This is a genomic window from Salinicola endophyticus, from assembly GCF_040536835.1.
Taxonomy (GTDB): domain Bacteria; phylum Pseudomonadota; class Gammaproteobacteria; order Pseudomonadales; family Halomonadaceae; genus Salinicola; species Salinicola endophyticus_A.
This window is the reverse complement of sequence record NZ_CP159578.1, coordinates 4,202,462-4,228,807: the sequence shown is the minus strand read 5'-3', so window position 1 is coordinate 4,228,807 and position 26,346 is coordinate 4,202,462. Positions and strand designations below refer to the sequence as shown.

Genomic DNA, 26,346 nt, shown 5'->3' with positions numbered 1-26,346 from the left:
CGGCCTGCCTTATAACGCCCCCTCGCGTTTCCCGCGCCACCCCGCTGACGGTTCGACATCATGACTGCACTTCGCTGCGATGCCACACTGACGCTTACTGATGTAAATAATTTTCAATCGCGCCTGAGAGCCTTTCTGGATGAGTACGATGTCGGCTATCGCAGCGAGGGCGCCAGCATCGTGGTCGAGCTGCCCGGCGGCGAGGCGAGCTTCACCGCCATTCGGGTCGGCCTGCGCCTGGAGGCGTGTGCCGCCACCCGCGACGGCCTGGAGACGCTGCGCAGCGTGATCGAGCACTATGCGGCGCTGTTCGCCGGCGACAACGCGGTGCCGCTGCACTGGCATGGCGATGTCGTCGCTGCGCCGACCTTCGCCAACTTTCGCGAGATGCGCGTGGTCAAGAGCGAGGCGCTGTCGCCGAGCATGCGCCGGCTGACCCTGGCCGGTGAGGACCTGGCGCGTTTCGACCACGACGAGGAGTGGCACGTGCGGCTGCACTTTCCGCCGCCGGGGCTGGCGCGGCCGCAGTGGCCGCGACCGACGGCGGAGGGCGCCACGTTGTGGCCGCCGGAAGACGCGCGCGCGGCGATCCGCTACTACACCATCCGGCGCCTGGATCGCGAGCGTGGTGAGGTCGAGATCGACTTCCTGCTGCATGCGGCGCCGGGGCCGGGCGGCGACTTCGCCCGCCGCGCCCGGCCCGGTGATCTCTGCGGCATGGCCGGGCCCTACGGGCGCGGTGTCGCCAGCGCCGCGCACTATCTGCTGGCGGGGGACGAGACCGCGCTGCCGGCGATCTCACGCCTGCTCGAGACGCTGCCGGCCGCGGCGCGCATCGAGGCGTGGCTGGAGGTCGAGTCGCCGGCGGATCGGCTCACGCTGCCGGTTCACCCCGGTGCGCGCCTGCACTGGTGCTATCGCGGCCAGGGCCACGCGCCCAGCGAACAGCTCGCCAGTGCGGTGGTCGCGGCGCTGCCGACGGCGGACAGTGACCGCTTCGTGTGGTTCGCCGGCGAGGCCGAGGTCAGCCAGCGCCTGCGCAAGCGCCTGAAGCAGGAGTTCGCCCTGGCCAAGGGGCAGCATCTGGTCACGGGTTACTGGAAACGCTGAGCTTCGTCTGAAAAATGTCTGCACTCGCCGATGGTTCAGACGAAGCGCGGGCTCATTTAGCCCTATCGAGCACCAGCAGCGGATCGATACGCGTATCGAACCAGTTCATGCCCCAGTGCAGGTGCGGCCCGGTGGCCCGGCCGGTGGCACCCACCGCGCCGATCACCTCGCCCTGGGTGACGTGCTGGCCCACCGCGACATCGATCCGCGACAGATGCAGGAAGTTGGAGCTGATGCCGTAGCCGTGGTCGAGCAGCACGGTGCCGCCGGTGAGATAGAGATCGTCGGCGAAGGTGATCACGCCGCTGGCCGGTGCCTTTACCGGCGTGCCGGTGGCGGCGGCGATATCCATACCCGAGTGGGCCGAGCCGGGGGTGCCGTTGTAGACCCGCTGATTGCCGAAGCGCCCGCTGATGCGCCCCTTCACCGGCCAGATGAAGGCCTCGGCGAAGCCGACCCGGTCGTCGTCGCGGCGGCGCTGGGCGCTCACCGCGGCCTGCTCGCGGGCGATGCGGGCGGCGATCTTGGGCGGCGGTGAGACCGTCTTCGGCGGCACGCCATCGATACGTTCGATCGGCCAGTCGCGTGGGGTGATCGTCACCGACGCCTGCTGCTGCCGGCCATCCGGGGTGACGATCTCGATCGACTGCGCGCCCTGGGCGTCGCGGCCGACGCCGAACACCACCGTGCCGTAGCCAGTGACCCGCAGCGTATGCCCCGCCACCCGTACCTGGCTGCCCGGCGGCACCCGCCCGATCACCATCGAGCCCTGTTCGACGCTGGCGGGGAAGGTGATCGCGACCGGTGCCGCCACGCCAGCGGCGGCCCACAGCCATAGCGTCGCGACCAGGAGCAAGGCGCTCGCAGCGCGATACGGGTGGCGTCCAGCGGGGCGAGATCGCAGGCGGGTGATCGGCAGCATGGGTACGGCGCTCCGGCAGAGAGAAAGGCGCCTATCTTAACGTGCCGACGTCGAGTGAAGCATTGTCAGAGAGAGCGGGGCCGGCATGCCGGCCCCGCTGGGGTGGGAGCTTGTCGCTCAGGCTCAGAACGACTCCCAGTCGTCCTCGGTGCTCGCCATGGCCGGCCGGCGGGTCGCGCTCAGACGGGGGGCTGGCGCTGCCACCTGGGGCGCGGAGGTGGCCGCCGGCATCGGGCGCGACTCGGCCCCGGCGATCTGGAAGCCGGCCAGGGCCTGTTCCAGGCGCTGGACCTGTTCATTGAGACTGGCCGCGGCGCTGCTCGCCTGTTGCACCAGCGAGGCATTCTGCTGGGTGACCTGATCCATCTGCACCACGGCTTCGTTGACCTGATCGATACCGTTGGACTGCTCGGCGGAGGCGACCGAGATCTCCTCGATCAGATCGGTCATGCGCGAGACCGACTCGACCACCCGGCCGATGGTCTCGCCGGCCTCGGCGACGATCCCCGACCCCGCTTCGATCTTGCGATTGGAGGCATCGATCAGCTCGCGGATCTGACGCGAGGCGTCTGCGCTGCGGCTGGCCAGGGTGCGTACCTCGTTGGCGACCACGGCGAAGCCACGCCCTTGCTCGCCGGCACGGGCCGCTTCCACCGAGGCGTTGAGGGCGAGGATATTGGTCTGAAAGGCGATCGAGTCGATCACGCCGACGATATCGGTCACCTGGCGCGAGCTGTCGGTGATGCCCTGCATGGTGGAGACGACCTGATCCATCATCGCCCCGCCCTCGCTGGCGGTGCTGCGTGCCTGGCCGGCGAGCCCATTGGCCTGGCGCGCGTTCTCGGCGTTCTGACGTACGGTCTGGGTCAACTGCTCCATGCTCGAGGCGGTCTCGCCGATCGAGGCGGCCTGCTGGTCGGTACGTGCCGCCAGATCCTGATTGCCGCTGTGAATCTGCCCCACACCCACGGTGATGGTGGTGGAGGCCTGGCGTACGCCACCCAGGGCCTCGGCCAGGTGCAGGCGCATGCCCTCGATGGCGTGCAGCAGGCTATGGCGGTCGTTGGGCTTGAGCGTCAGCGCCCGGGTCAGGTCGCCCTCGGCGATGCCCTGCACCGCGTTACGCGCGTGACGTGGGTCTCCGCCGAGGTCGCTCAGTACGCTGCGGATGATCCACGCCATCACCAGGGTGATCGCGATGCCGATCGTGCCGGCGATCAGCCCCATCTTGAGCACACCCATCCAGAACGCATGCTGGATGTCGCTGACATAGACGTTGGCGGCGAGATACCAGTCCCAGGCGGGGACATGGCGCACGTAATTGATGCGCGAGACGTCGTCGCCGTCGGCGTTGGTCGAGGTGTACTCCAGGGTGCCGTCGTCGGGCGAGTCGGCCAGCGCCTTCAGCTCGCGATAGAAGTAGACGCCGTTGTCGTCACGGAAGTTGCTCATGTCGGTGCCGATCGCCCGCTTGGGGTGATAGACGAGGTGAATCTTGCCATCGAAGGCGTAGACATAGCTGCCGTCGAGATCGAGCGCCGACAGGTCGCGCCGTGCCAGATCCTGCGCCGCTTCGATGCTGAACTCACCCTGGGCGGCGCGATCGGCGTAGCGCTGTACCATTGTCTGGGCGCTGGCGACGAAGCTCTTGAGCCCCTTGACCCGCTCGGCCATCAGGGTGTCGCGCTTCTCCAGGGCCATCCAGCCCACCAGCACCAGCATGCCGAGCCACATCAATCCCACCGTGATCCAGAGTTTTTGCCGCATCGTCATCGCGAAAACCGTCCTTATCCGAGGTGTCTGCCGACTCATATAGAGGAGTGAATTACTAGTCAGCTCCCTTTATCGGCAGCACCTACTTAAGATTGAGATAACGATTCGCTGCGCATCGAGCCGCTGCCGCCGGAGACGTGCGCGGCAGCCCGATACGAGACAAGGGGGCGATGGGGCGAGGGCCTATAAATCGCGGGCCGAGAGAGCGGGCCTAGAGCGAGCGGGTCGAGCGCCAGGGGCGGCGAGAGCAGGGCAACTGCGCGGGAAGAAGCGAGCGGCACGGTTGCCGCCCGTAGCGTTCATGGCAGCGCCGAGGTGGCCAGCGTATTGCCCTCGTCGCCTTCGACCAGACGCGTGGCAGGGAATACACAGCGAAAGCGGGCGCCCATGCCGGGTCGGCTGACGATCTCCAGTTGGGCATCGTGGCGCAGCAGCACGTGCTTGACGATGGCCAGCCCGAGGCCGGTACCGCCGGTGGCGGCGCTGCGGCCCTTGTCGACACGGTAGAAGCGCTCGGTCAGGCGCGGGATGTGCACCGGGTCGAAACCCTCACCATCGTCCTCCACCTCGATCGCGGCGCCATCGTGCCACGGCTTCCAGCGCAGCGTGATACAGCTACCATCAGGGGTGTAGCGCACGGCGTTGAAGACCAGGTTGGAGACGGCGCTGCGGATCTCCTTGGTATTGCCGAGCAGCTGGCGCGGCTCGTCGACCTGCAGCGCGAGCTGCTGGCGTCCCGCGCTGAGCCCGCGGGCGTCGTCGAGCACACTGTCGAGCAGGGCGCGGATATCGAGGGTATCGCGGTCGTTGTCTGGGCTATCGATCTCGAGCCGCGACAACAGCAGCAGATCCTCGACCAGGTTCTGCATGCGCGTGGTCTGCGCCTGCATCTGCGAGAAACCGCGCTGCCAGCGGGTCGGCAGCTGGTCGGCGTGGTCGGAGTAGGTCTCCAGATAGCCGGCCAGCACGGTCAGCGGGGTGCGCAGCTCGTGGGAGACATTGGCGACGAAGTCGCGGCGCATCATCTCCAGCTGGTGCAGCCGGGTCACGTCGCGCACCATCAGCAGGCGTTCGTCATCGCCGAACAGGGTGATATGGAACTGCAGCGTATGCGCGGCGTCGATCGGTGAGGGGATCAGCAGCGGCTCGCGGTAGTCGCGGGCCTCGAAGTAGTCGATGAAGCGCGGATCGCGCAGCAGGTTGGTGATCGGCTGGCCGCGGTCATGGTCGGGCTGCAGGCCGAGCATGTCGGAGGCGGCGCTGTTCCACCACTCCAGGTCGCCGCGCGGATCCAGCATCACCACGCTGTCGCGCATCGCCTCGCAGGAGTCCTGGATGCGCCGCAGGATATCGCGCAGCCGGCGCTGCATCTGGCTCTGCGCTTTCTGGTAAGTGTAGAGGCGGTCGAACAGATCGCCCCATACGCCGGTGCCGGGCGGCGGCGCCTCACGCGGATGGCGCAGCAGCCACACATAGAGCAGGCGCACATGGCGTAGATGCAGGAAGACATAGAGCCCGAGCCCCGCGGCCAGCCCCCAGCCGAGGCCAGCGAACAGCGCGCCGAACAGCTCGCCCAGCAGCGTACCCATCGCGCCGAGCCCGAACAGCATGTAGCCAAGGCGCCACAGTTCGTTGATCCAGTAGCGCACGCTGCGACTTACTCCCTGATCGAAAAGCGGTAACCGGTGCCGCGCACCGTCTGGATCAGATGCTGGTGCGTCTCGCCCAGCGACTTGCGCAGCCGGCGGATATGCACGTCGACGGTGCGCTCCTCGACGTAGACGTTGCCACCCCAGACCTGATCGAGCAACTGGCTACGCGTGTAGGCGCGCTCCTGGTGGGTCATGAAGAACTGCAGCAGGCGGTACTCGGTGGGGCCGATCTCCAGCGCGCTGCCGTGTGAGGTGACGCGATGGCTGGCGGGGTCGAGCTTGAGCCCCTCGACCTCGACCGCCTCCTCGATGCCCGGTGGCGTGGCCCGGCGCAGCACCGCCTTGAGCCGGGCTACCAGCTCGCGCGGCGAGAACGGCTTGGTGATGTAGTCGTCGGCGCCCGCCTCGAGCCCCTGGACCTTGTTGTCCTCCTCACCCTTGGCGGTGAGCAGGATGATCGGCATCTCGGCGGTGGCTTCCTCGCGCTTGAGGCGGCGCGCCAGCTCGATCCCGCTGGTGCCCGGCATCATCCAGTCGAGCAGGATCAGATCCGGCTTGTGGTCCAGCGCCATGGCGTGGGCGCTCTGAGCGTTGTCCGCCTCCAGCACGCGGTAGTCGGCCATCTCCAGTGCCACGGCGATCATTTCGCGGATGGAGGGCTCGTCGTCAACGATGAGTACGGTCTTGGAGCTCATGACAGGCCTCGAGTGAGCCGCCGGAGGAGGCGCGCGTGCAGCGGACAACCTTCCGGCCGTGACAGAACGGTGACGATTACAGCGTGAAAATATGACAAATGCGTGACATCGATATCATCCCTCACATCTCTCATCGAGACCATCGGCCCTGGCGACGGCCGGCGGCCGATGGGGACGAAGGGGCGATCGATGAGGGCAGCGGCTCATATCATCGGCCACAGGCTCAGCACCACGCCGGCGAACAGCAACAGCCCCGACCAGAAGTTGTTGAGGAAGGCCTGGAAGCAGGGGCCGCGCTCGCGCTCACGGATCAGCCACTGCTGATAGATGAAAGTTGCCGCCATCGCTGCCAGCCCCAGCCAGAAGAACCCGCCCAGCGCCAGGCGTGCACCGATCCAGGCCAGCAGCGCCAGCGTGGCCAGTTGCAGCAGACCGATGATCAGCTTGTCGGCGCGGCCGAACAGGCGCGCGGTGGATTTCACTCCGATCTTGATGTCGTCGTCGCGATCGACCATGGCGTACTGGGTGTCGTAGGCCACGGTCCAGGCCAGGTTGGCCAGCAGCAGCAGCCACGCTTCCAGCGGCACGCTGCGGCTCACCGCCATGAACGCCATCGGGATGCTCCACGAGAACGCCAGCCCCAGCACCACCTGGGGCAGATGGGTGTAGCGCTTCATGAAGGGGTAGAGCGCGGCCAGCGCCACGCCGACGAAGGAGAGCAGCACCGTGGGCAGGTTGGTGAAGCAGACCAGCACGAAGGCTGCCGCGACCAGCACCGCGAACAGGATCTTGGCCTCGCGCTCGCGGATACGCCCGGTGGCCAGCGGGCGCTCGCGGGTGCGCTTGACGTGGCCATCGATCCTGCGGTCGGCGTAGTCGTTGACCACGCAGCCGGCGGCGCGCATCAGATAGACGCCGAGCACGAAGATGATCAGGTTGGCGCGATCCGGCAGGCCGTCGGCGGCGAGCCACAGCGCCCACAGCGTGGGCCACATCAGCAGCCAGGTGCCGATCGGCTTGTCGAGCCGGGTCAGGCGCAGGAAATCGGGGATTCGCGCCAGGCCGCGGGGGCGTGGCGTGGGGTCGGCGGCGGTGACGGGATCGGGGCCGGCGGCGGACATCGAATTCTCCAGAACGGCGAGCGGGACGCGACTGGCTGGACCTTACACCACAACCCCGCCGGCAGCGAGGCGTGGCAATGGGGTGCCGCGATAGGGGTAGCAATAGGGGGTAGCGATAGAGGGTAACGATAGGGGGTAGCGATAGCGTACGGGACGTAGCGATAGATATTGCTTTTGTCACGCCGACGTGCTCAGACTCAAGGTGGGCGCGGTCAGCGGATGTCGGCGTCGCTCCTGCGTGTCGATAGGCGCTGGCAGCACTGGGATCGCGGGACAGGGTGGCTCGATCCTTGGGAGTAGAACAATGACAAACCACGGTAAACCCGCCGCCGGCATCCACTACCAGCAGCAGGATGCCAGCTATTTCGACAAACGCGGCCTGCGTCGCCACGCCGGGCCCTGGTCGCTCTGGGCACTGGGCGTGGGGGCGGTGATCTCGGGCCACTACTCGGGCTGGAACCTGGGGCTCGCCTCGGGCGGTTGGGGCGGCATGGCGATCGCCACCGCGATCATCGCGGTGATGTACCTGGGCCTGACCTTCTGTATCGCCGAGATGTCGCCGGCCCTGCCGCACACCGGTGCTGCCTACTCCTTCGCGCGCTCTTCCATGGGGCCCTGGGGCGGTTTCGTCACCGGCCTGTGCGAGAACGTCGAGTACGTGCTCACGCCGGCGGTGATCGTGTTCTTCATCGGGGCTTATCTGGGCAGCATCTTCGAGACGCCGGCGGCGTTCCAGCCGGTGTGGTGGCTGCTGGGCTATCTCCTCTTTGTCGGTCTCAACATCGTCGGGGTCGAGCTGTCGTTCAGGGTGACGCTGGCGGTGACCCTGCTGGCGCTGGCGGTTCTGGTGGTGTTCTGGTTCAGCGCCTTCACCCATCTCGACTTTTCGACCTGGGCGCTGAACATCGCACCCGGCGGCGGTGAGCTCGAAGGCGGCCACGGACCCCTGCTGCCGATGGGTATCGGCGGCGCCCTGGCGGCGATGCCGTTCGCGGTGTGGCTGTTCCTGGCCATCGAGCAGCTGCCGCTGGCCGCCGAGGAGTCGGTCGACCCGCGGCGTGACATGCCGCGCGGCATCCTGCTCGGCATCACCACCCTGATCATCTCCGCCACCCTGATTCTGGTGCTCAACCCCGCGGTAGTGGGCGTCGGTAGCTACGCCCTGAGCCAGTCCGGTGAGCCGTTGCTGGATGGTTTCCAGGCGATCTTCGGGGCCGGCACCGCCAAGTTCCTCGCGCTGCTGGCACTGGTCGGGCTGATCGCCAGTTTCCATACCATCATTTTTGCCCAGGGCCGGCAGATCTACTCGCTCTCCCGCGCCGGCTACTTTCCCACCTTCCTCTCGGTGACCCACGGTACGCGCAAGACACCGTACGTGGCGATGATCGGCGGTGCGCTGGTGGGCATGACCATCATGCTGATCTGCTTCTTCGGCCTCGGCACCCAGGAGGGCTCGGCGGTGATCGGGGGCACGCTGCTCAACATGGCGGTATTCGGCGCCATGTGCTCCTACATCGCCCAGGCGCTCTCCTTCATCCTGTTGCGCCGCCATCACGCCCATATCGAGCGCCCCTACCGCAGCCCCTTCGGTATCCCCGGTGCCGTGGCGACCATCGTCATCGCGCTGATGACGATCTACTTCCAGCTCAGCGACAGCACCTATCGGATCGGCGTGATCGGCGTCGCCCTGTGGCTGGCGGTGGGTATCGGCTACTTCGCCTGCGTCGGGCGGCACCGTCTGATCCTGTCGCCGGAGGAGGAGTTCGCCATGCAGCGAGGCGAGCAGGCCGAGGCGGACGACGACAGCCGTGCAGCGGGCTCCTGATCTCCCTGACATCGTGAGCGAGGAACGGCCATGAGTGATCGCCAAGTCAGAAGCGTGCGCACCGCCGCCGAGGCGCGTGAACTCGTCGAGGCGCGCGGATTGACCCACGTCAAGGTCGGCATGTTCGACATCGACGGCGTGATGCGCGGTAAGTACATGCAGCGCGACAAGTTCTTCGCCGCGCTGAAGAAGGGGTTCGCCTTCTGCGATGTGGTACTGGGCTGGGACAGCAAGGACGAGCTCTACGACAACGTCGCTTTCACCGGCTGGCATACCGGCTATCCGGATGCGCCGCTGCGGATCGTCCCCGAGAGCTGCCGCGAGGTGCCGTTCGAGGGCGACATGCTGCTGTTTCTGGCCGAGTTCGAGGGTGATGCCGGCCAGCTCTGCCCGCGCGGGCTGCTCAGGCGCGTGCTGGCCCGCGCCGAGGCGCAGGGGTTCGATGTCCTCGGTTCGCTGGAGTACGAGTTCTTCCTGTTCCAGGAGACCCCGGAGTCGATCCGCGAGAAGGGCTATCGTGACCTCAAGCCGCTGACGCCGGACATGATGGGCTACTCGATGCTGCGCAGCTCGGTGCATGGCGAGCTCTACCACGACCTGCTGGCGCTGGCGGAGACCATGGATTTCCCCATCGAGGGGCTGCATACCGAGACCGGGCCCGGCGTGCTCGAGGCGGCGATCGGCGTCGACGACGCCCTGAACGCCGGCGACAAGGGGGCGCTGTTCAAGACCTTCACCAAGGTGTGGGCGCAGCGGCGCGGGCTGATGGCGACCTTCATGGCCAAGTGGTCGCCGGACTACCCCGGTCAGAGCGGGCATATCCATCTCTCGCTGCGCCATCGCGACGGCGACCGTTCGGCTTTCTTCGATGCCGACGCGGCCGATGGCATGAGCCAGATCCAGCGCCACTTCGTCGCCGGCCAGCAGCGTCTGATGCCGGAGCTGCTGGCGATGTTCGCGCCGACGATCAACAGCTATACCCGACTGATTCCCGGCTTCTGGGCGCCCACCGATGCCACCTGGGGGGTCGAGAACCGCACCTGTGCGCTGCGCGTGATCCCCGGCTCTGAGACGTCTCAGCGGGTCGAGTATCGCCTCGGCAGCGCCGACGCCAATCCCTACCTGGCCCTGGCCGCAGCGATCGGTTCCGGGCTCTACGGCATCGAGCAGGGCCTAGAGCCGGAGGCCCCGATCACCGGCAATGCCTACGAACTCGAACACCCGGCGTCGCTGGCGTTGCCGCGCACGCTAGGGGAGGCCGCCGGCCGGCTGCGCGACTCGCGTGCTGCCCGCGAGCTGTTCGGCGACGCCTTCGTCGAGCATTTCGCCGCCACCCGCGAGTGGGAGGAGCGCCAGTTCCGTCGCCATATCACCGATTGGGAGTTGGCACGTTACTTCGAGATTATTTGAGCCCCCGGGGCACGGCCGGGATAACGGGAATTTCTGGGTGGGAGCAGCGCATGGCACGACAACGTACGATTTCCCCCGTGGATGGCGGGGTCTATGTCGAACGCGAGCTGGCCGAGGCGACACAGATCGAGGCCTGCATCGCCCGCGCCGTGGCGGCGCAACGAACGTGGCGCGAAACGCCGTTGGCGACCCGCGCGCGATTCTGCTCGGCGATGGTCGATGCCTTCGTCGCGCGGCGCGATCAGCTGGCGGAGGAGCTGACCTGGCAGATGGGGCGGCCGATCGCCGCCGCCGGCGGTGAGATCGGCGGCTTCGAGGAGCGTGCGCGCGGCATGATCGCGCTCGCCGAGTCGGCGCTGGCGCCGATCCGGCTGCCGGAAAAGCCGGGCTTCACCCGCTATATCACCCGCGAGCCATTGGGCGTGTCGCTGATCGTGGCGCCCTGGAATTTCCCTTTCATGACCGCCGTCAATGCGGTGGTGCCGGCGATCATGGCGGGCAATACGGTAATCCTCAAACACTCCGCGCAGACCCCGCTATGCGCTGAGCGTATCCATGAAGCCTTCCAGGCCGCCGGATTGCCCGAAGGTGTGTTTCAGTTCCTGCATCTGGCGCATGCCGACACCGAGGCGCTGATCCGCGATTCCCGCATCGCTCACGTCTCCTTCACCGGCTCGGTGGCCGGCGGCGAGATGGTCGAGCGCAATGCGGCGGGGCGCTTCATCGCCACCGGGCTGGAGCTGGGCGGCAAGGATCCGGCCTATATTCGTGCCGACGTCGACGTCGACCTCGACGCCGCCGTGCCGGCGGTGATGGATGGCGCCTTCTTCAACTCGGGGCAGAGCTGCTGCGGGATCGAGCGCATCTATGTCCATCGCGATATCGCCGAGGCCTTCGTCGAGCGCGCGGTGGCCTGGGTGCGCCAGCTCAGGCTGGGCAACCCCACCGACCCGCAGACCACGCTGGGGCCGCTGGTACGGCCGGCAGCGGCCGACTTCGTACGCGGGCAGATCGAGGCCGCGGTTGCCGCCGGCGCCAAGGCTTGGATCGACCCCGCTGACTATCCGCTGTCGGTGCCGGGCAGCGCCTATCTGGCGCCCCAGGTGCTCACCCAGGTGACCCACGATATGGCGGTGATGCGCGAGGAGAGCTTCGGGCCGGTGGTGGGCATCAAGACGGTGGATGACGACGACGAGGCGGTACGCCTGATGAACGATAGCGAGTTCGGCCTCACCGCCGCCGTGTTCACCCGCGATCTGGCCATGGGCGAGGCACTCGCCGCCCGCCTCGAGGCGGGTACCGTGTTCACCAACCGCTGTGACTATCTCGACCCGGCGCTGGCCTGGACCGGGGTCAAGCAGTCCGGACGCGGCTGTTCGCTGTCGCAGGTCGGCTACGAGACGCTGACACGGCCGAAATCCTTCCACCTGAAGCACGCCTGAAACGCGGCGACCCCGTACAGGAGATGTTTTCATGAGTGACTTCGATCGCGCCCGTTACACCGCGAACTGGAACTATCCCGCACCCATCCGTGTCGGCGCCGGGCGGGCCGCGGAGCTGCCCGATGCCTGCCAGGCGCTGGGCATGCGCGCGCCGTTGCTGATCACCGACCCCGGGCTGGCGGCGCTGCCGATGGTCGAGCAGGCGCTTACGCGCTGCCGTGAGGCAGGGCTGGCGGTCGAGGTGTTCAGTCAGATTCAGGGCAACCCCACCGGGGCCAACGTCGCGGCCGGGGTGCGCGCCTTCCATGACGGTGGCCACGACGGCGTGATCGCCTTCGGCGGCGGTTCGGGACTGGACGCGGCCAAGGCGGTGGCGCTGATGGCGCGCCAACCCGAGTCGCTGTCGCTGTGGGCGCTGGAGGATCGCGGCGACAACTGGCGCCAGGCCGATGCCGACGCCGTGCTGCCGGTGGTGGCGGTGCCCACCACCGCGGGTACCGGCTCGGAGGTCGGGCGTGCCTCGGTGATCACTGACTCTCAGGCCCAGGTCAAGCGCATCATCTTCCACCCGCGCATGCTGCCCGGCGCGGTGATCCTCGACCCGTTGCTGACCCAGGGGCTACCGCCGACGATCACCGCCGCCACCGGCATGGATGCGCTCTCCCACTGTCTCGAAGCGTGGTGCGCGCCCGGCTATCACCCTCAGGCCGAGGGTATCGCCTTGGAAGGTATGCGGCGCATCCGCGATGCGCTGCCGCGGGCCTACCAGCACGGCGACGATCTCGCCGCGCGCACCGACATGCTGGTGGCGTCGATGATGGGGGCGACCGCCTTCCAGCGTGGGCTGGGCGCGATGCATGCGCTGGCGCATCCGCTGGGCGCGCTGTTCGACGCCCACCACGGCATGCTCAATGCGGTGCTGATGCCCTACGTGCTGCGTGCCAACACCCGCGCGATCGGCGAGCCGATGGTGCGCCTGGCGCGTTATCTCGACCTGCCACAGCCGGGGGTTGCCGCGGTGATCGACTGGGTGCTGGATCTGCGTGAGCGTCTGGGTATCCCCCATGCGCTGAGTGCGCTGGGCATCGACGACAGCCATGCCGAACGGGTCGGGCAGATGGCGGTGGAGGACCCCTCCGCCGGTGGCAACCCGATCACCTTCGATGCGGCGGCCTACCGCGGCATCTTCGAGGCGGCCCTCGCCGGGCGGCTGTAGGCGGCAAGCGGGGGGCTCACACAGTCCGCAAGCCGGGCTCACCCCGCCGGCGGCAGCGCCAGGTCGGCGGCCATCTGCGCCAGGAAGCACTCCTGCACCAGCAGCTGTATGCGGCCGTGGCGAAAGCGCGAACGGCGCAGCCACACGCCGGCGTGGTCCGCACTCAGCTCGATCGGTCCGCGTTCGAGATCCGGTTGGGCGAACAGCCAACTGCCCAGCGAGCGCTCGCCCAGGGCGCGCAGGCTGCGGCAGCCGCTGCGGGTGAGCGGCGCCACCGAGCGCGCCGCGACCCAGGGGCGCTCGCCGCTCATCAGCAGCACTTCGCGGATCCAGGCCACGCGGCCCGGCGCCAGGCCCAGCGCCTGGGCCTCGTCACGTCGCGGTACGCCGATGCCCTCATCGAGCAGGCGGACGCGAAATGGCCGCGGCGAGGCGGCGATCAGACGCGCGGTGAGCGAATCGGTCGAGGCGACCCAGCGCCACCAGCGCGGGTCCATCGCTGGGCGCCAGGCGGCGGCCGGGCTCCAGCGCCGTAGCGTCGGCGTAGTCTGCCAATGGCTCGCAGCCCCGGAGGGAGGCGCCGAGGAACCGGTGTCCGTAGACCTTGAGCGGGCGCTGCTGGGCAGACGAAGGGATGAAGATGAGGGCACGCACGACTCCGAACAGGACTGGCCGCGAGGGCTAGGGCGCGGCGGCCCCGGGGCGGCGTAGTGTATCATGGGGCCATTCCGCGACCGAGAGGATGGCATGAGTGCGCCCCTGACGATCATCGGCACCGGCATGGCCGGCCTGGGCCTGGCCCGTGCGATACGCAGCCGCGACCCCCACCGCGCGCTGACCCTGATCACCGCCGACAGCGGCGATGAGTACGCCAAGCCGCTGCTCTCGAGCGCCTTCACCAAGGGACAGAGCGCCGCGGCGCTGGCGCAGCGCGACGCCATCGGTGTGGCCGATGCGCTTGGCGCCACCCTGCGCTGCCATACCCCGGTCGAGGCGATCGACCCGCGCCAGCGCACGCTTTGGCTGGGCGCCGAGCGCCTGCCCTACGAGCAGCTGGTGCTGGCCACCGGTGCGGCGCCGTGGCAGCCGTTCGCAACCCCCGAGGGGCTCGCCGAGCGGGTCTTCCAGGTCAACGATCTCGATGACTACCGGCGTTTTCGCGCCGCCCTCGAGCGCCACCCCGGGCAACCGGCCCGAGTGGCCATCGTCGGCGCCGGGCTGGTGGGCTGCGAGTTCGCCAACGATCTCCACGCCGGTGGCCACCGGGTGGCGTTGATCGCCCCGGAGCCGGCCCCGCTGCCGCGGCTGCTGCCGCCACCGCTGGGGCGAGCGCTGGCCGAAGCGTTCGCTGCCGCTGGTATCGCCGGTTACTTCGAGCGCCAGGTCAGCGCGCTCGAGGCCAGTGACGGTGGCGTGGCGCTGACGCTCGACGACGGCGAGCGCCTGGCCGCCGATCTGGTCCTGGTGGCCACCGGGCTGCGTCCGCGCACCGCACTGGCCGCCGCTGCCGGGCTGCAGAGCGGCCCCGCGGGCATTCTCACCGACCGCTATCTGCAGACCAGCGACCCGCACATTCATGCGCTCGGCGACGTGGCCTGCGTCGACGGCATCAACGCCATGTACGTACAGCCGCTGCAGGCCAGCGCCAAGGCGCTGGCAGCCACGCTCACCGGCACGCCGACGGCGGTCGGTTACGGCGCCTGGCCGGTGATGGTCAAGACCTCGCTGCTACCGATCGCCGCGCTGCCGCCGCGGGAGACCCCGGCGCGCTGGCGTATCGACGGCGAGGCGGGGGATTTCAGCGCCGTGGCCGAGGATGCCGCCGGGCGGCTGATCGGATTCGCGCTGACCGGTGCCTGTGTTCGGCGAAAAGTCGAACTGGCGCGGGCGGCACCGCTGTTGCTAGGCTAGCGGCAGTGGTCGGACGCGAGCGGCAAATCCTCATATAAGGCTTTACAAACCGCGTCGAGAGCTGCCTATTATGCGCTCGGGGGCGTCCCCATATCCGATGTACGTGCCCCGATAACAATAGCGCTTAGGAACTGCGAGGCGTAGCGACTGACGCCTTCGCCCAAGTAGAGCCAACTAAGGAGGGCTTTATGCGTAAGCCAGAACTCGCGGCGGCGATTGCCGAGCGTGCGGACCTTTCCAAGGACAAGGCCAGCCAGGTACTCAATGTCATTCTCGATGAGATCACCGGCACGGTATCCAAGGGCAGCGACGTCACACTGATCGGCTTCGGCTCTTTCACCGTACGCGAGCGTGCCGCCCGCACCGGCAAGAACCCGCAGACCGGCAAACCGCTGAACATTCCTGCCAGCAAGACCGTGGCGTTCAAGCCCGGCAAGGCGCTCAAGGACGCGGTCAGCAAGTAATCGCTGCCGTGACGGGCTCGGCGCCTGGCGGCGTCTGCCCACCGTGAGTGACCCATCGATGACCGATCCGCCGGCACCGGGCGGGTCGGCATTTCTTCCTTCCTGACGGCTTGCGAGGGCGCATGAAGCTCAAGTTGATGCTGTGGTGGCTGGGCGTGATGCTGAAGCGGACGCGCGCGCGCAAGCCCGAATTTCGTGAGGCCCTGACGCGCCTGAAGCGCTTCGATTGGGGCGTGGCGACCGAGGATAGAGCGATTGCTCGCCACTATCGGATGACGCCTGAGCAGGTCGACAGCCAGAGCGGGCTGCCGGTGGATCTCAATCTCGAACTGCGCTTTCGCGATGCCGACAGCGCTACCCATTTCCTGCGCAAGCCTTCCCAGCGCGCCTTCCGCGAAGGTCTGTTCGACGGACGTCTGCGCCTGGTCGGCGACTCGCGTGATCTGGAGCGGTTGCAGAGTCTGCTCAAATATTTATAGCAGGCCGGGTCTGCAAGACGCCCGACCGACCTGCACAAGGCCCCCGGCGCTTTCGCGCTCGGGGGCCTTTCGCGTTCTAGGCTTGTTACCCGATAGGCGCGGGTATCAGCTGTCGCTGCCGCCGGCCTCGGCTTCGCTCGAGATGCGGATATGGATCGCGTCGCTGACGTTGGGTACGTACTGGTCGAGCCCGTAGTCGCTGCGCTGAATGGTCGTCTCGGCGTCGAAGCCGAGCGCCGGCACCTTGGCCATGGGGTGCTCGCCGACCTGGTTGAGGGTGGCGTGGAGCACCGCGGGGTGCGTCACGCCCTTGATGGTCAGCTTGCCGTGCACGTCGTAGTGATCATCGCCGGTGGCCTCGATGCGGGTGCTCTCGAAGGTCGCCTCGGGGTACTGCGCGACGTCGAAGTAGTCCTCTCCCAGGAACTCCTCGTTCAGCGCCGGCACGCGCGTATCCACCGTCTTGACCGGGATGCTCACCGTCACGCTGGAGTCGGCGATAGCGTCGCGGTCGAAGTGGATCGTGCCCTTGACGTCGGAGAAGCTCGCCGTGGGGTGAGAGAAGCCGAAGTGGCTCCACGAGGCCACCACGCTGGTGTGGGTCGGGTCCATCTGGTAGGTCACACTGTCTGCCAGGGCACTGACACTGGTGGCACCAGCGAGCAGGGCAGCGGTCAGGGTCAGGGATTGGCGCAGGTTGCGGTAGAACATCGTGTCACTCCTGGGTAGAGATAAGAACGTCAGATCTTGGGTAGCACGCGCCTCGAGGCGCGCGCACTTCGCACGGGCGGTCGGCGCGGCCGCGCCGACCGCCGTCGACTCTCAGGCCGCGTGGATCACCGGCAGGTCGAATACCAGCACCTCGGCATCCTCGCCCTGTTCCAGCGTCAGCGTCGGCTCGTCGGTCAGCATCAGCGCATCGCCGCCCGCGAGCCGGGTGCCGTTGACCGTCAGCGCGCCACGCACCAGGTGCACGTAGGCCTGGCGCTGTGCGCCCAGCGCCAGTTCGGCGCGCTCGTCGCCATCGAGCAGCGAGGCGTAGATGAAGGCGTCCTGCTGCAGGGTGAGCGAGCCGTCGCGGCCGTCCGGCGACAGGATCAGGCACAGCCGGCCGCGCTTGTCGGCGGCGTCGAAATCCTTCTCGGCATAGCGCGGTTCGAGGTTGCGCGCGCGCGGGAACAGCCAGATCTGCAGGAAATGCACCGGCTCGCTGGCGGAGTGGTTGAATTCGCTGTGCTCGACCCCTGTGCCGGTGGTCATGATCTGCACCCGGCCAGGGCCGATCGCCGAGCCGTTGCCCAGGGTGTCATGGTGGGCCAGCTCGCCGCTGAGCACGTAGGAGAAGATCTCCATGTCGCGGTGGCCGTGCTGGCCGAAGCCCTGACCCGGCGCCACGCGGTCTTCGTTGATCACCCGCAGGACGCTGAAGTGGACGTGCTGCGGGTCGTGATAGCCCGCGAAGGAGAACGAATGGAAGCTCTTGAGCCAGCCGTGGTCGGCATAGCCGCGTTCGTCGCTGCGTCGGATCGTCAACATGGCGTCTCTCCTGAAAGAGGGCCGACACCCGGGTCGGCACCGTTGGAGAGAGTCTAGATTCTATTTTTTGGTATAAAAGCGCGTTTTATCGCCTGTTTCATCCTAAGCAATAGAATGGCTGCGGCGAGAGCCGAACGACATGGATGATGCGAGTGCAGGTAGTTATCGTACAGAGTCTCAGCCAACGCTACGTTTCATGCTCGCCGCCAATTCGCGCACCAGCGCCAGGGCGGCCGCCTGCCCCTGCGTTTCCAGGCGCTCGACCAGGGCGCTGCCCACCACCACCGCATCGGCCACCGCGGCGACCGCGGCCGCGGCGTCGCCATCGCGGATACCGAAGCCCACTGCCAGCGGCAAGGGAGTGTGCTCGCGCAGCTGTGCCAGCGCCGTCCCGAGATCGCCGCTGGGGGCGCTGCCGGCGCGCCCGGTGATGCCGTTGTAGGCGATGCGGTAGACGAAGCCATCACCCTGGGCGAGCAGCGCCGGCAGCCGCTCGGCCGGCGTGGTCGGGGCGACCAGCGGTATCCGCGCCAGACCGAGATCGCGGGCCCGGGCGGTGAAACCGGCGCCGTGCTCCGGCGGCAGGTCGACCACGATCAGGCCATCCACCCCCGCCGCCGCAGCGTCGCTGAGAAAGCGCGTCTCACCGTAGCACTGGATCGGGTTGAGATAGCCCATCAAGACCAGCGGCGTGGTGGTGTTCTGGCGCCGGAACTCGCGCACCATGTCGAGGGTGCCGGCCAGGGTCTGGCCGTCGCCCAGCGCGCGCTGGCCGGCGCGCTGGATCGCCTCGCCGTCGGCCATGGGGTCGCTGAACGGCATGCCCAGCTCGATGATATCGGCGCCGGCGGCGGGCAGCGCCGCCAGCAGTGCCTGACTGCTGGCGCGGTTCGGATCGCCGGCCATGACGTAGGTCACCAGCGCGGCGCGCCGCTCTGCCTGGCAGGTGGCGAAGCGCGCTGCGAGACGCGACGGCGGAGTGAGATCGTGCGGGCTCATGGGGTTGCCTCCTGCGCGGGTAGATGCTCGATGATGGTGGCCATGTCCTTGTCGCCGCGGCCGCTCAGGCAGACCACTACGGAGGCCTCCGGCGGCAGCTCGGCGGCGACCCGGGTCGCCTCGGCCAGCGCATGGGCCGACTCCAGCGCCGGCAGGATGCCCTCCAGACGGCAGCACAGCGCGACCGCGGCCAGCGCTTCGCTGTCGGTGACGCTGACATAGCGCGCACGCCCGCTGTCGTGGAGCCAGGCGTGCTCGGGGCCGATGCCGGGATAGTCGAGCCCGGCGGAGATCGAGTGGGCATCCTGAATCTGGCCGTCGGCGTTCTGCAGCAGATAGGTGCGGTTGCCGTGGAGCACCCCGGGGCTGCCCCCGTTCAGGCTGGCGGCGTGGCACCCGCTCTCGATCCCTTCACCGCCGGCCTCGACGCCGATCAGCGCCACCGGATCATCGAGGAAGGCGTGGAACAGCCCCATGGCGTTGGAGCCGCCGCCGACACAGGCGATCAGGCTGTGGGGCAGGCGCCCGGTCTTCTCGACGATCTGCGCCCGCGCCTCGCGGCCGATCACCGACTGGAAGTCGCGCACCATGCGCGGGTAGGGCGCCGGCCCGGCCACCGTGCCGATCACGTAGAAGGTGTCATCGACGCTGGCGACCCAGGCGCGCAGGGCCTCGTTCATGGCGTCCTTGAGCGTCGCGGTGCCGTTTTCCACCGCCACGATCCTGGCTCCGAGCAGGCGCATGCGCTGCACGTTGGGCTGCTGACGGTGGATATCCTTGGCGCCCATGTAGATGGTGCAGGTCATGCCCAGACGCGCCGCTACCGTGGCCACCGCCACCCCGTGCATGCCGGCGCCGGTCTCGGCGATCAGCCGGGTGCGACCCATGCGCCGGGCCAGCAGCGCCTGGCCGAGGGCGTTGTTGATCTTGTGCGCGCCGGTATGGTTGAGATCCTCGCGCTTGAGATAGATGCGTGCGCCGCCGGCGTGGGCGCTCAGCCGCTCGGCCAGGTAAAGGGGCGTGGCGCGGCCGACGTAGTCGCACTGCAGCGCCGCCAGCTCGGCGTTGAAGTCGGGGTCCTGACGGGCGTCGTCGTAGGCGGCTTCGATCTCACCGATCAGCGGCATCAGCGTTTCGGCGACATAGCGCCCGCCGTAGCCGTCGCTACCGCCGAAAAAGCCGTTTCTATCGGGATAGTCAGTCATTGCGGGGGCTCCGGTTGGCATCATGGCGTCCACGTTAGCCTGGCGCGGGCACGGAAAAAATCGATAAACTCTCGCCAACCTGTGAGCAAAACTCACAATAGAGTGCCTGCGAGAACCTCGTGGGCGAGCCCGTCGACCGCGAGGATCGTCATGGCGCCAATCTCGTCACTCCCGTCGCTCAATGCGCTGCGCGCCTTCGATGCCGTGGCCCGGCTGGGCAGCGTCACCGCCGCCGCCGAAGAGCTGCATGTCACCCACGGTGCGGTCAGTCGCCAACTGCGCACGCTGGAAGCCCACTTCGGCACGTCGCTGTTCGACAAGTCGGGGCGCGGGCTCGCGCTCACCGCCCATGGCCGCCTGCTGCAGCCGTCGATCCGTGAGGCGTTCGCCCGGCTCGGCGAGGGCTGCGCTGCCCTCTCCCGCGAGCTCGCAAGCCAGCCCTTCACCCTGGCCTGCCCCGGCAGCCTGCTGGCGCGCTGGTTGATCCCGCGGCTCGACCGGCTCAACGCGGATCTGCCCGCGCTGCGTCTGCGCGTGGTCTCCAGCGAAGGGGAGCTCGATCCGCGGCGCGAGGATATCGATGCCACGCTGCGCTTCGCTGCACCGCCGTGGCCGGCGGATATCGCGGTGTTTCCGCTCCAGGCCGAGCGTATCGTCGCTGTGGCCACACCGGCGGTGTGGGCGCACACGCCTCACGCAACGGCTGATGCGATGCTGGGAGAGGCCACGCTGCTGGATACCGCCTCACGGCCGCAGGCGTGGCCGCAGTGGGCCGCGGCGCTGGGCGCCGAGCCGGCGACGCTGGCCGCGGCACGTCAGCGCGGGCGTACCTTCGAGCATCTCTACTATCTGCTGGAGGCGGCGCTGGCGGGGCTGGGGGTGGCGATCGCCCCCGAGCTGCTGGTGGCGAACGATCTGGCCCAGGGGCGGCTGGTGGCGCCCTGGCCGGCACAGGAGACCGATGCCGCACTGGGGCTGTGGCTCGCCCCGGGGCGTGAACGAAGCCGCGGCGAAAGTCTGGCGAACTGGCTGACTAGGGAGCTGGTAGCGGGCTGACGCACCGGGGCGCGTGCCAACGACGCTCAGCGCGGCTGGCGCGCCTGCTCGCGGGCCTGCATGCGCTCCATGGCGCGGCGGTAGGAGCCGTTGCGCACCGCCCAGCGCATCATCGGGGCGAGGGTGCGGATGCCGCCGCGTACCGCGCGGCGTTCGGGCGCGGCGAGCTCGAGACTCAGCAGGGTGGCGGCCCAGGGCGGCAGCAGGTCGATGCCGGCGCGCATGAACAGCGCCCCCACCGGCTTGACCAGCGGGCTCGGCGGCAGCGCGTGAAGCAGGATCTCGGTCACCTCGCGGGTGCGCGCATCGCACACCAGATAGCGGCGCTTGTGCTCGAAGTAGGCATCCACCGCCGCCCGGCTGGTGGGCACCTGGGTCGCGCCCAGCGCCTCGGCCACGCGGGCGGTCTCGGCGAAGTAGCGGTCCTGCTCGGCAAGCGACAGGCGCGGATTGCGGTAGCGCAGGTGGGCAGCGAGAAAGCGGCTCATCTCGGCCACATGGACCCAGGTGAGCAGCGCCGGGTCGCTGGCGGCATAGGCGCGGCCATCCGCGGTCGTCCCCTCCACCCCGGCATGCACCCGGCGCACCCGCTCGAGCAGGCGTTCGGCGTCGTCGTGGGAACCGAAGGTGGTCACCGCGATGAACTGGCTGGTGCGGCGCAGACGGCCGATCATGTCGTGGCGGAAGTTGGAGTGGTCCCACACTCCGGCCAGCGCCAGCGGGTGCAGCATCTGCAGCAGCAGGGCGCTGATGCCGCCGCACATCATCGAGGTGAAGTCGCCATGCACCCGCCAGGCCACGGTGTCCGGGCCGAACAGCCCCGGGTCGCCCTTGGGCTGGGTGTAATCGACCCCGCCCAGGGTGCGCCCGGTCAGATGGCTGATGCGCTTCTCGATGGCATCGCGCAGCGGCGTGAAACGCTGGGTCATGGGGAGCGCTCGGGGGTGTCGGCGGCGGGCGGCGTGGCACTCGGCACGCCGTCGCGGATGGCCCGGGAGAAGGCCAGACTGCCCGCGGCGTAGGGCACCGCCCGGGCGCGCGGGTCGATATAGCCGCGCTGGCGCAGCGTCTCCAGTGGCACCCCCGGGGCCAGACCGCCGACATCGTGGACATAGCCGGGCAGATAGCCGGAGAGGATCAACCGCGGGTCGCGTGGCAGGCCGTCGACGATCCGGGCGACCATGTCGAAGACGATGGTGGTGCAGTTGCTGGTCAGGGTGTTGTAGAACGCGGGCTCGGCGCGCAGCCGCTCGGCCTCGTCGAGATAGGCCAGGAACAGCTCGCGCCGGGCCTGCGGCGTCAGCCCCACGCTGTAGAGGTAGACGTCTTCGCCGCGGACATTGCTGCGCAGGCGCAGGATATCGTTCTCGTCGGCGGCGATCAGATTGAGCTCGAACTGCTTGAAGAAGCCGCCGGCGATCGAGAACGCCTCGTTCCGCTCGCGGCGGATCTCCACCGAGAAGGTAAGGTGGCGGCCATCGGCGAAGCCGAAGCTGACCAGGGTGTGGGCGATCGCCGGGCCCATCCAGTAGGAGACGATCATGTCCACGCTCGCAAGCGTCGAGAGATCGTAGTCGCGGCTCTCCCAGCGCACTCGGGCGAGATCCGGGGTGAGCCACTCGAAGTCGCGCACGTTGTCCAGGTGTACCCGGTCGCCGTGGCGCTCGACCACCAGCTGCCGCGCCACGTCCGGGGCCCAGTCGCGGTCGTTGCGTGGCGTCAGCTGCTGCCACCAGATCACCACCGCCAGCAGCGCCAGGGCGAAGGCGAGGCGGGTGGCGAGACTCGCATGCTGCAGGCCGCGGTGGAGGGGCTGGCGAGCCGCGCTGCCGTGTGGCCGATAGCGGCGCCAGGCCGGGGCGAACAGGGCGGCGAGGCCGAGTGTCACCCACAGGGCGATGACCGCCAGCACCAGCGGATGCGGCCCCGGCAGCGCGAAGTGCAGCGCCAGGGCGCCCCAGGCGATGACCAGCGCCAGCGCCAGGGCGCGCAGGAGATGACCCACACCACGCAGCAGTCGGCGCGCGCGGGAGACGGGGGCGGTCGCATGGCGGGATGGCGGTCTGGGCATGGGCGGGTGGGGGTCCTCTGCTGGGGCTGCCCGGCATGACGGGCGCACCACGATGGTGCCGGAGTCCCGCCGTGGAGGGAAGCGTGGGGCGTTGCCGAGGGCGGGGCGAGAGGCGTTATACTAAAGTCTAATCTGGGTCTGTCCGCTGCCCCGACAGACTATCGTGTGATCATCACCATTTTGCTGGAGCCGCCGCAATCTCCGACTCGCTCTCCCACTCCCTGCGTCGCCTGTGGACCCTCGACAAGTTCGCCTACAGCCTGCGCGTATTCATGGCCTTCAGCGGCGCCATGGCGCTGAGCTGGCAGCAGGACCAGATCGGACTCGCCATCCCGCTGTTTCTGGGCATCATCGCCAGCGCCCTGGCCGAGACCGACGATAGCTGGGAGGGGCGGGTGAGGGCGCTGCTGGTGACCCTGTCGTGCTTCTTCGTCGCCTCGCTCAGCGTCGAGATACTGTTTCCGTGGCCGTGGCTATTCGCCCCGGGGCTGGCGCTGTCGGCGTTCGTCCTGATCATGCTGGGTGCGGTGGAGCAGCGCTACGCCACCATCGCCTCCGCGACTCTGATCCTCTCGGTCTACTCGATGATCAATATCGAGCAGCACGGCGGAACCAGCGAGGATGTGTGGCGTCAGCCGCTGCTGCTGGTGGCAGGTGCCGCGTGGTACGGGGTCATCTCGGTGGTGTGGTGTGCGCTCTTCTCGCGCCAGCCGGTGAAGCAGAGCATGGCCCAGCTCTATCGCGAGCTGGGCACCTACCTGATCATCAAGGCTACCCTGTTCGAGCCGCTGCGCGGGCTCGACGTGGAGGCGCGCCGGGTCGAGCTGGCACGCCAGAACGGGCGCGTGGTGAGCGCGCTCAATCAGGCCAAGGAGATGATCTTCCGGCGTCTCGAAGGCCAGCGCACCAGCCGCAAGCTCAATCGCTATCTGCGTCTCTACTTCATCGCCCAGGATATCCACGAGCGCGTCAGCGCCTCGCACTACCCCTACTCGGCGCTGGCCGAGACCTTCTTTCATCACGACGTGCTGTTCCGCTGCCAGCGTCTGCTCGACCAGCAGGGGCGGGCGTGCAAGCGGCTGGCCAAGGCGCTGCTGCTGCGCCAGCCGTTCGATCACGGATTGAGCGAGCAGGCACTGGAGGACCTGCGCGCCTCGATCGTCTATCTGCGTGCCCAGCGCAACCCCGCCTGGACCCCGCTGCTGCGCTCGCTGCAGGCGCTGGGGCGCAATCTGGCGACGCTGGAGGATCAGCTCTCGCGCGCCCACAACCCCGATATGGTCGCCGACCAGCAGGATGCCAGCCTGTTCAACCGCTCGCCGCGCAGTCTCAAGGACGCCTGGGAGCGGGTGCGCCTCAACCTGACGCCGGGCTCGCCGCTGTTCCGCCACGCGCTGCGGCTCTCCACCGCGCTGCTGGTGGGCTACGGCGTGCTGCATCTGGTCCATCCCACCCAGGGGTTCTGGATCCTGCTCACCACGCTGTTCGTGTGCCGGCCCAACTTCGGCGCCACCCGGCGCTTTCTGTACCAGCGTATCGTCGGCACCGTGCTCGGGCTGGTGGCCGGCTGGGCGTTGATCAGCCTGTTCACCGACCCGCTGATGCAGTCGCTGATCGCGATCGCCGCCGGGGTGGTGTTCTTCGCCAATCGCGAGAAGCACTATGTGATCGCCACCGCCGCCATCACCACCCTGGTGCTGGCGAGCTTCAACCAGGTCGGCGACGGCTTCGACCTGATCCTGCCGCGGCTGTTCGATACCCTGATCGGCGCGCTGATCTCCGGCCTGGCGGTATTCTTGATTCTGCCCGACTGGCAGGGGCGGCGGCTGCACAAGGTGGCCGCGGCGGCGCTCGCCAACAGCACCGCCTATCTGCGCGAGATCATTCACCAGTACGAGAGCGGCAAGCAGGACGATCTCGCCTATCGGCTGGCACGGCGCAATGCCCACAACGCCGACGCCGCGCTCTCCACCGTGCTCTCCAACATGCTGCAGGAGCCGGGCCACTACCGGAAGAAGGATGCCGACGAGGGATTCCGCTTCCTGGTCGCCTCGCACACCCTGCTGGGTTACCTCTCGGCGCTGGGGGCCCACCGCGGCAGCGTCAGCGCCAGCGCCCAGGACGCCGAGCTCTACGCCGCCGCGCGCACTCTGGCGGATCGCTTCGACGCGCTGGCGGCGCGGCTGGCCGCCCGCGAGACGCCCCCCGACCCCAAGGCCGTGCAGGCCGAGCTGATGGCGGTGTTCGAGCGCGAGCCGACCAGCGCCCAGGACGACGCCGACGACGAGCGCCGCCTGATCCAGGGCCAGCTGCTGCATATCGCGCGCCAGCTGACGCCGCTGCACGACGCCGCCGAACGGCTGATCGCCCGGCCCGCCGAGAGCGCCCCGGCCTGAGGACAAGCGCCCGCCACGCGCTCTTCATGCAGGTTCCGCGTGTTTCCGCGTCGGCTCCCCCCCGCCGGCACCCTCGACTGCACTCGGCCTGGTCTTGGGCCTGGCCTTGAACCTGGACTAACGTCGAGGGCGCCGGCGTTTGACTTCCGACGGCGCTGGGACGAGCATGAGCTCGTCTTGAGCATTTTTGTGAATTTTTCACAAAATGCATCATCCGTTTTCGAGGGTGACTCGTGATTCCCAGCCAGCGCCGCCAGCAGCTGCTCGATCTGCTCGATACCCACAGCGTGCTCGGTATCGCCGAGCTCGCCACCTATCTGGCGGTCTCGCAGATGACCGTGCGCCGCGACATCCAGCGTCTCGAGCAGGCCGGGCAGGTGCTCTCGGTCAGCGGCGGGGTGCGCCGGATCGCACCACTCCACCGCGAGCCCGCCTGGCCGCTCAAGGCCGCCACCAACATCGCGGCCAAGCGCGCCATCGCCCGCCATGCCGCCTCGCTGGTCAAGCCGGGGCAGACCATTTATCTGGATGCCGGGACCACTCTCTACGAGCTGGCGGCGCTGCTCACCGGCCACCGCGAGCTGTGCGTGATCACCAACAGCTTCCAGGTCAGCGCGCTGCTCGCCGACTACCCGCAGATCGAGCTGCACCACGCCGGCGGCCGGGTCGACCCCGACAACCACGCTACCGTGGGGCCGGCGGTGGCGGCCTATCTGAGCGGGGTCAATCTGGATCTGGCCTTCTTCAGCTCGTCCTCGTGGCATCTAGAGCGCGGCCTGACCACGCCGGACGAGGCCAAGCTGGTGGTCAAGCAGCAGCTGCTGCACAGCGCCGCGCGGCGGGTACTGCTCGCCGACAGCGCCAAGTACGGCCGCTTCGGGCGCTTTCGCGCCTGCTCGCTGGAGGCATTCGATCTCATCGTCACCGACGATGCGCTGCCGCCGCCGGCGCGTCAGGCGCTGGCCGAGCGCGGCATCGCGCTGAGCTGCGTGCCCGTCACCGAGCCCGCCGCCGCCGAAGGCGCTGGCCACCCTCACCCCGACCCGCTTCTCAACCGCTAGCC

23 protein-coding genes are annotated in these 26,346 nt (G+C 68.5%); 11 read left to right on the top strand and 12 right to left on the bottom strand.

Translation table 11 applies throughout. From position 1 onward, the window contains the following. Positions 1-60: 60 nt before the first annotated feature. Positions 61-1,110 (top strand): siderophore-interacting protein, encoded by a 1,050-nt coding sequence (locus tag ABV408_RS19060; protein WP_353980447.1) that lies wholly within the window; start codon positions 61-63, stop codon positions 1,108-1,110. A 52-nt stretch (positions 1,111-1,162) separates the two neighbouring features. Here ABV408_RS19060 and ABV408_RS19055 read toward each other — a convergent pair whose 3' ends face one another. From ABV408_RS19055 to ubiA, 5 genes are all read right to left on the bottom strand, one after another. Next, the gene (locus ABV408_RS19055) at positions 1,163-1,966 is read right to left on the bottom strand and encodes a M23 family metallopeptidase (RefSeq protein WP_353980446.1); all 804 of its coding nucleotides are present in this window, start codon (positions 1,964-1,966) and stop codon (positions 1,163-1,165) included. 189 nt (positions 1,967-2,155) lie between these two features. Continuing rightward, positions 2,156-3,805, bottom strand: a complete 1,650-nt coding sequence (locus ABV408_RS19050) for a methyl-accepting chemotaxis protein (RefSeq protein WP_353980445.1) — start codon at positions 3,803-3,805, stop codon at positions 2,156-2,158. Between the two features lie 299 nt (positions 3,806-4,104). After that, positions 4,105-5,454: a phosphate regulon sensor histidine kinase PhoR gene (gene phoR / locus ABV408_RS19045; RefSeq protein ID WP_353980444.1), complete on the bottom strand. Its 1,350-nt coding sequence runs from the start codon at positions 5,452-5,454 to the stop codon at positions 4,105-4,107. A gap of 8 nt (positions 5,455-5,462) precedes the next feature. Next, positions 5,463-6,152 (bottom strand): phosphate regulon transcriptional regulator PhoB, encoded by a 690-nt coding sequence (gene phoB, locus ABV408_RS19040; protein ID WP_353980443.1) that lies wholly within the window; start codon positions 6,150-6,152, stop codon positions 5,463-5,465. 203 nt (positions 6,153-6,355) lie between these two features. Continuing rightward, entirely contained in the window at positions 6,356-7,273 is a 918-nt protein-coding gene (gene ubiA / locus ABV408_RS19035; protein WP_353980442.1) for a 4-hydroxybenzoate octaprenyltransferase, read from the bottom strand. Positions 7,274-7,577: 304 nt separating this feature from the next. On the opposite strand from ubiA, the gene ABV408_RS19030 reads away from it, so the two are divergent. Genes ABV408_RS19030 through ABV408_RS19015 form a run of 4 tightly spaced genes read left to right on the top strand, consistent with a single transcriptional unit; the run spans position 7,578 to position 13,166 of the window. Continuing rightward, positions 7,578-9,098 (top strand): amino acid permease, encoded by a 1,521-nt coding sequence (locus tag ABV408_RS19030; protein ID WP_353980441.1) that lies wholly within the window; start codon positions 7,578-7,580, stop codon positions 9,096-9,098. A gap of 30 nt (positions 9,099-9,128) precedes the next feature. After that, positions 9,129-10,508 (top strand): glutamine synthetase, encoded by a 1,380-nt coding sequence (locus tag ABV408_RS19025; RefSeq protein ID WP_353980440.1) that lies wholly within the window; start codon positions 9,129-9,131, stop codon positions 10,506-10,508. A gap of 50 nt (positions 10,509-10,558) precedes the next feature. Then, positions 10,559-11,950, top strand: coding sequence for an aldehyde dehydrogenase family protein (locus ABV408_RS19020; protein ID WP_353980439.1), 1,392 nt, complete (start codon positions 10,559-10,561; stop codon positions 11,948-11,950). A gap of 31 nt (positions 11,951-11,981) precedes the next feature. After that, the gene (locus ABV408_RS19015; RefSeq protein WP_353980438.1) at positions 11,982-13,166 is read left to right on the top strand and encodes an iron-containing alcohol dehydrogenase; all 1,185 of its coding nucleotides are present in this window, start codon (positions 11,982-11,984) and stop codon (positions 13,164-13,166) included. Between the two features lie 38 nt (positions 13,167-13,204). On the opposite strand, the gene ABV408_RS19010 is transcribed toward ABV408_RS19015, so the two are convergent. Then, the gene (locus ABV408_RS19010; RefSeq protein WP_353980437.1) at positions 13,205-13,663 is read right to left on the bottom strand and encodes a chorismate lyase; all 459 of its coding nucleotides are present in this window, start codon (positions 13,661-13,663) and stop codon (positions 13,205-13,207) included. A 250-nt stretch (positions 13,664-13,913) separates the two neighbouring features. Between ABV408_RS19010 and ABV408_RS19005 the strand changes: the two genes are divergently transcribed. The 3 genes from ABV408_RS19005 (at position 13,914) to ABV408_RS18995 (ending at position 16,020) form a co-directional block, all read left to right on the top strand. Then, positions 13,914-15,077, top strand: a complete 1,164-nt coding sequence (locus ABV408_RS19005) for an FAD-dependent oxidoreductase (protein ID WP_353980436.1) — start codon at positions 13,914-13,916, stop codon at positions 15,075-15,077. A gap of 188 nt (positions 15,078-15,265) precedes the next feature. Then, entirely contained in the window at positions 15,266-15,541 is a 276-nt protein-coding gene (locus ABV408_RS19000; RefSeq protein WP_035472794.1) for an HU family DNA-binding protein, read from the top strand. A gap of 122 nt (positions 15,542-15,663) precedes the next feature. Next, positions 15,664-16,020: a hypothetical protein gene (locus tag ABV408_RS18995; protein WP_353980435.1), complete on the top strand. Its 357-nt coding sequence runs from the start codon at positions 15,664-15,666 to the stop codon at positions 16,018-16,020. A gap of 105 nt (positions 16,021-16,125) precedes the next feature. Here ABV408_RS18995 and ABV408_RS18990 read toward each other — a convergent pair whose 3' ends face one another. From ABV408_RS18990 to trpB, 4 genes are all read right to left on the bottom strand, one after another. After that, positions 16,126-16,731 (bottom strand): YceI family protein, encoded by a 606-nt coding sequence (locus tag ABV408_RS18990; protein WP_353980434.1) that lies wholly within the window; start codon positions 16,729-16,731, stop codon positions 16,126-16,128. A 111-nt stretch (positions 16,732-16,842) separates the two neighbouring features. Beyond that, on the bottom strand, positions 16,843-17,556 hold the full coding sequence (locus tag ABV408_RS18985) for a pirin family protein (protein WP_353980433.1): 714 nt from the start codon (positions 17,554-17,556) through the stop codon (positions 16,843-16,845). A 177-nt stretch (positions 17,557-17,733) separates the two neighbouring features. Continuing rightward, positions 17,734-18,555 (bottom strand): tryptophan synthase subunit alpha, encoded by an 822-nt coding sequence (gene trpA, locus ABV408_RS18980; RefSeq protein WP_353980432.1) that lies wholly within the window; start codon positions 18,553-18,555, stop codon positions 17,734-17,736. After that, positions 18,552-19,760, bottom strand: a complete 1,209-nt coding sequence (trpB, locus tag ABV408_RS18975; protein WP_353980431.1) for a tryptophan synthase subunit beta — start codon at positions 19,758-19,760, stop codon at positions 18,552-18,554. The genes trpA and trpB overlap by 4 nt, the downstream gene beginning before the upstream one ends. Positions 19,761-19,910: 150 nt before the next feature. On the opposite strand from trpB, the gene ABV408_RS18970 reads away from it, so the two are divergent. Further along, entirely contained in the window at positions 19,911-20,816 is a 906-nt protein-coding gene (locus ABV408_RS18970; RefSeq protein WP_353980430.1) for a LysR family transcriptional regulator, read from the top strand. Positions 20,817-20,842: 26 nt separating this feature from the next. Here ABV408_RS18970 and ABV408_RS18965 read toward each other — a convergent pair whose 3' ends face one another. Then, positions 20,843-21,745, bottom strand: coding sequence for an oxygenase MpaB family protein (locus tag ABV408_RS18965; protein WP_353980429.1), 903 nt, complete (start codon positions 21,743-21,745; stop codon positions 20,843-20,845). Continuing rightward, positions 21,742-22,887, bottom strand: coding sequence for a DUF4105 domain-containing protein (locus tag ABV408_RS18960; RefSeq protein WP_353980428.1), 1,146 nt, complete (start codon positions 22,885-22,887; stop codon positions 21,742-21,744). Before ABV408_RS18960 ends, ABV408_RS18965 begins: the two co-directional genes overlap by 4 nt. 272 nt (positions 22,888-23,159) lie before the next feature. Here ABV408_RS18960 and yccS point away from each other — a divergent pair, with 272 nt between their 5' ends. Further along, positions 23,160-25,283, top strand: coding sequence for a YccS family putative transporter (gene yccS, locus ABV408_RS18955; RefSeq protein ID WP_353980427.1), 2,124 nt, complete (start codon positions 23,160-23,162; stop codon positions 25,281-25,283). Between the two features lie 233 nt (positions 25,284-25,516). Then, positions 25,517-26,344 carry a DeoR/GlpR family DNA-binding transcription regulator gene (locus ABV408_RS18950; protein WP_353980426.1) on the top strand — a complete coding sequence of 276 codons (828 nt, stop codon included), beginning with the start codon at positions 25,517-25,519 and terminating at the stop codon, positions 26,342-26,344. Positions 26,345-26,346: the final 2 nt, after the last annotated feature.

Coding starts and splice junctions, on each gene's coding strand:
- ABV408_RS19060 (WP_353980447.1), top strand. CDS start 61: ATGACTGCACTTCGCTGCGATGCCACACTGACGCTTACTGATGTAAAT.
- ABV408_RS19050 (WP_353980445.1), bottom strand. CDS start 3,805: ATGACGATGCGGCAAAAACTCTGGATCACGGTGGGATTGATGTGGCTC.
- phoB (WP_353980443.1), bottom strand. CDS start 6,152: ATGAGCTCCAAGACCGTACTCATCGTTGACGACGAGCCCTCCATCCGC.
- ubiA (WP_353980442.1), bottom strand. CDS start 7,273: ATGTCCGCCGCCGGCCCCGATCCCGTCACCGCCGCCGACCCCACGCCA.
- ABV408_RS19030 (WP_353980441.1), top strand. CDS start 7,578: ATGACAAACCACGGTAAACCCGCCGCCGGCATCCACTACCAGCAGCAG.
- ABV408_RS19025 (WP_353980440.1), top strand. CDS start 9,129: ATGAGTGATCGCCAAGTCAGAAGCGTGCGCACCGCCGCCGAGGCGCGT.
- ABV408_RS19020 (WP_353980439.1), top strand. CDS start 10,559: ATGGCACGACAACGTACGATTTCCCCCGTGGATGGCGGGGTCTATGTC.
- ABV408_RS19015 (WP_353980438.1), top strand. CDS start 11,982: ATGAGTGACTTCGATCGCGCCCGTTACACCGCGAACTGGAACTATCCC.
- ABV408_RS19010 (WP_353980437.1), bottom strand. CDS start 13,663: ATGGACCCGCGCTGGTGGCGCTGGGTCGCCTCGACCGATTCGCTCACC.
- ABV408_RS19005 (WP_353980436.1), top strand. CDS start 13,914: ATGAGTGCGCCCCTGACGATCATCGGCACCGGCATGGCCGGCCTGGGC.
- ABV408_RS19000 (WP_035472794.1), top strand. CDS start 15,266: ATGCGTAAGCCAGAACTCGCGGCGGCGATTGCCGAGCGTGCGGACCTT.
- ABV408_RS18995 (WP_353980435.1), top strand. CDS start 15,664: ATGAAGCTCAAGTTGATGCTGTGGTGGCTGGGCGTGATGCTGAAGCGG.
- ABV408_RS18990 (WP_353980434.1), bottom strand. CDS start 16,731: ATGTTCTACCGCAACCTGCGCCAATCCCTGACCCTGACCGCTGCCCTG.
- ABV408_RS18985 (WP_353980433.1), bottom strand. CDS start 17,556: ATGTTGACGATCCGACGCAGCGACGAACGCGGCTATGCCGACCACGGC.
- trpA (WP_353980432.1), bottom strand. CDS start 18,555: ATGAGCCCGCACGATCTCACTCCGCCGTCGCGTCTCGCAGCGCGCTTC.
- trpB (WP_353980431.1), bottom strand. CDS start 19,760: ATGACTGACTATCCCGATAGAAACGGCTTTTTCGGCGGTAGCGACGGC.
- ABV408_RS18970 (WP_353980430.1), top strand. CDS start 19,911: ATGGCGCCAATCTCGTCACTCCCGTCGCTCAATGCGCTGCGCGCCTTC.
- ABV408_RS18965 (WP_353980429.1), bottom strand. CDS start 21,745: ATGACCCAGCGTTTCACGCCGCTGCGCGATGCCATCGAGAAGCGCATC.
- ABV408_RS18960 (WP_353980428.1), bottom strand. CDS start 22,887: ATGCCCAGACCGCCATCCCGCCATGCGACCGCCCCCGTCTCCCGCGCG.
- yccS (WP_353980427.1), top strand. CDS start 23,160: ATGGCCTTCAGCGGCGCCATGGCGCTGAGCTGGCAGCAGGACCAGATC.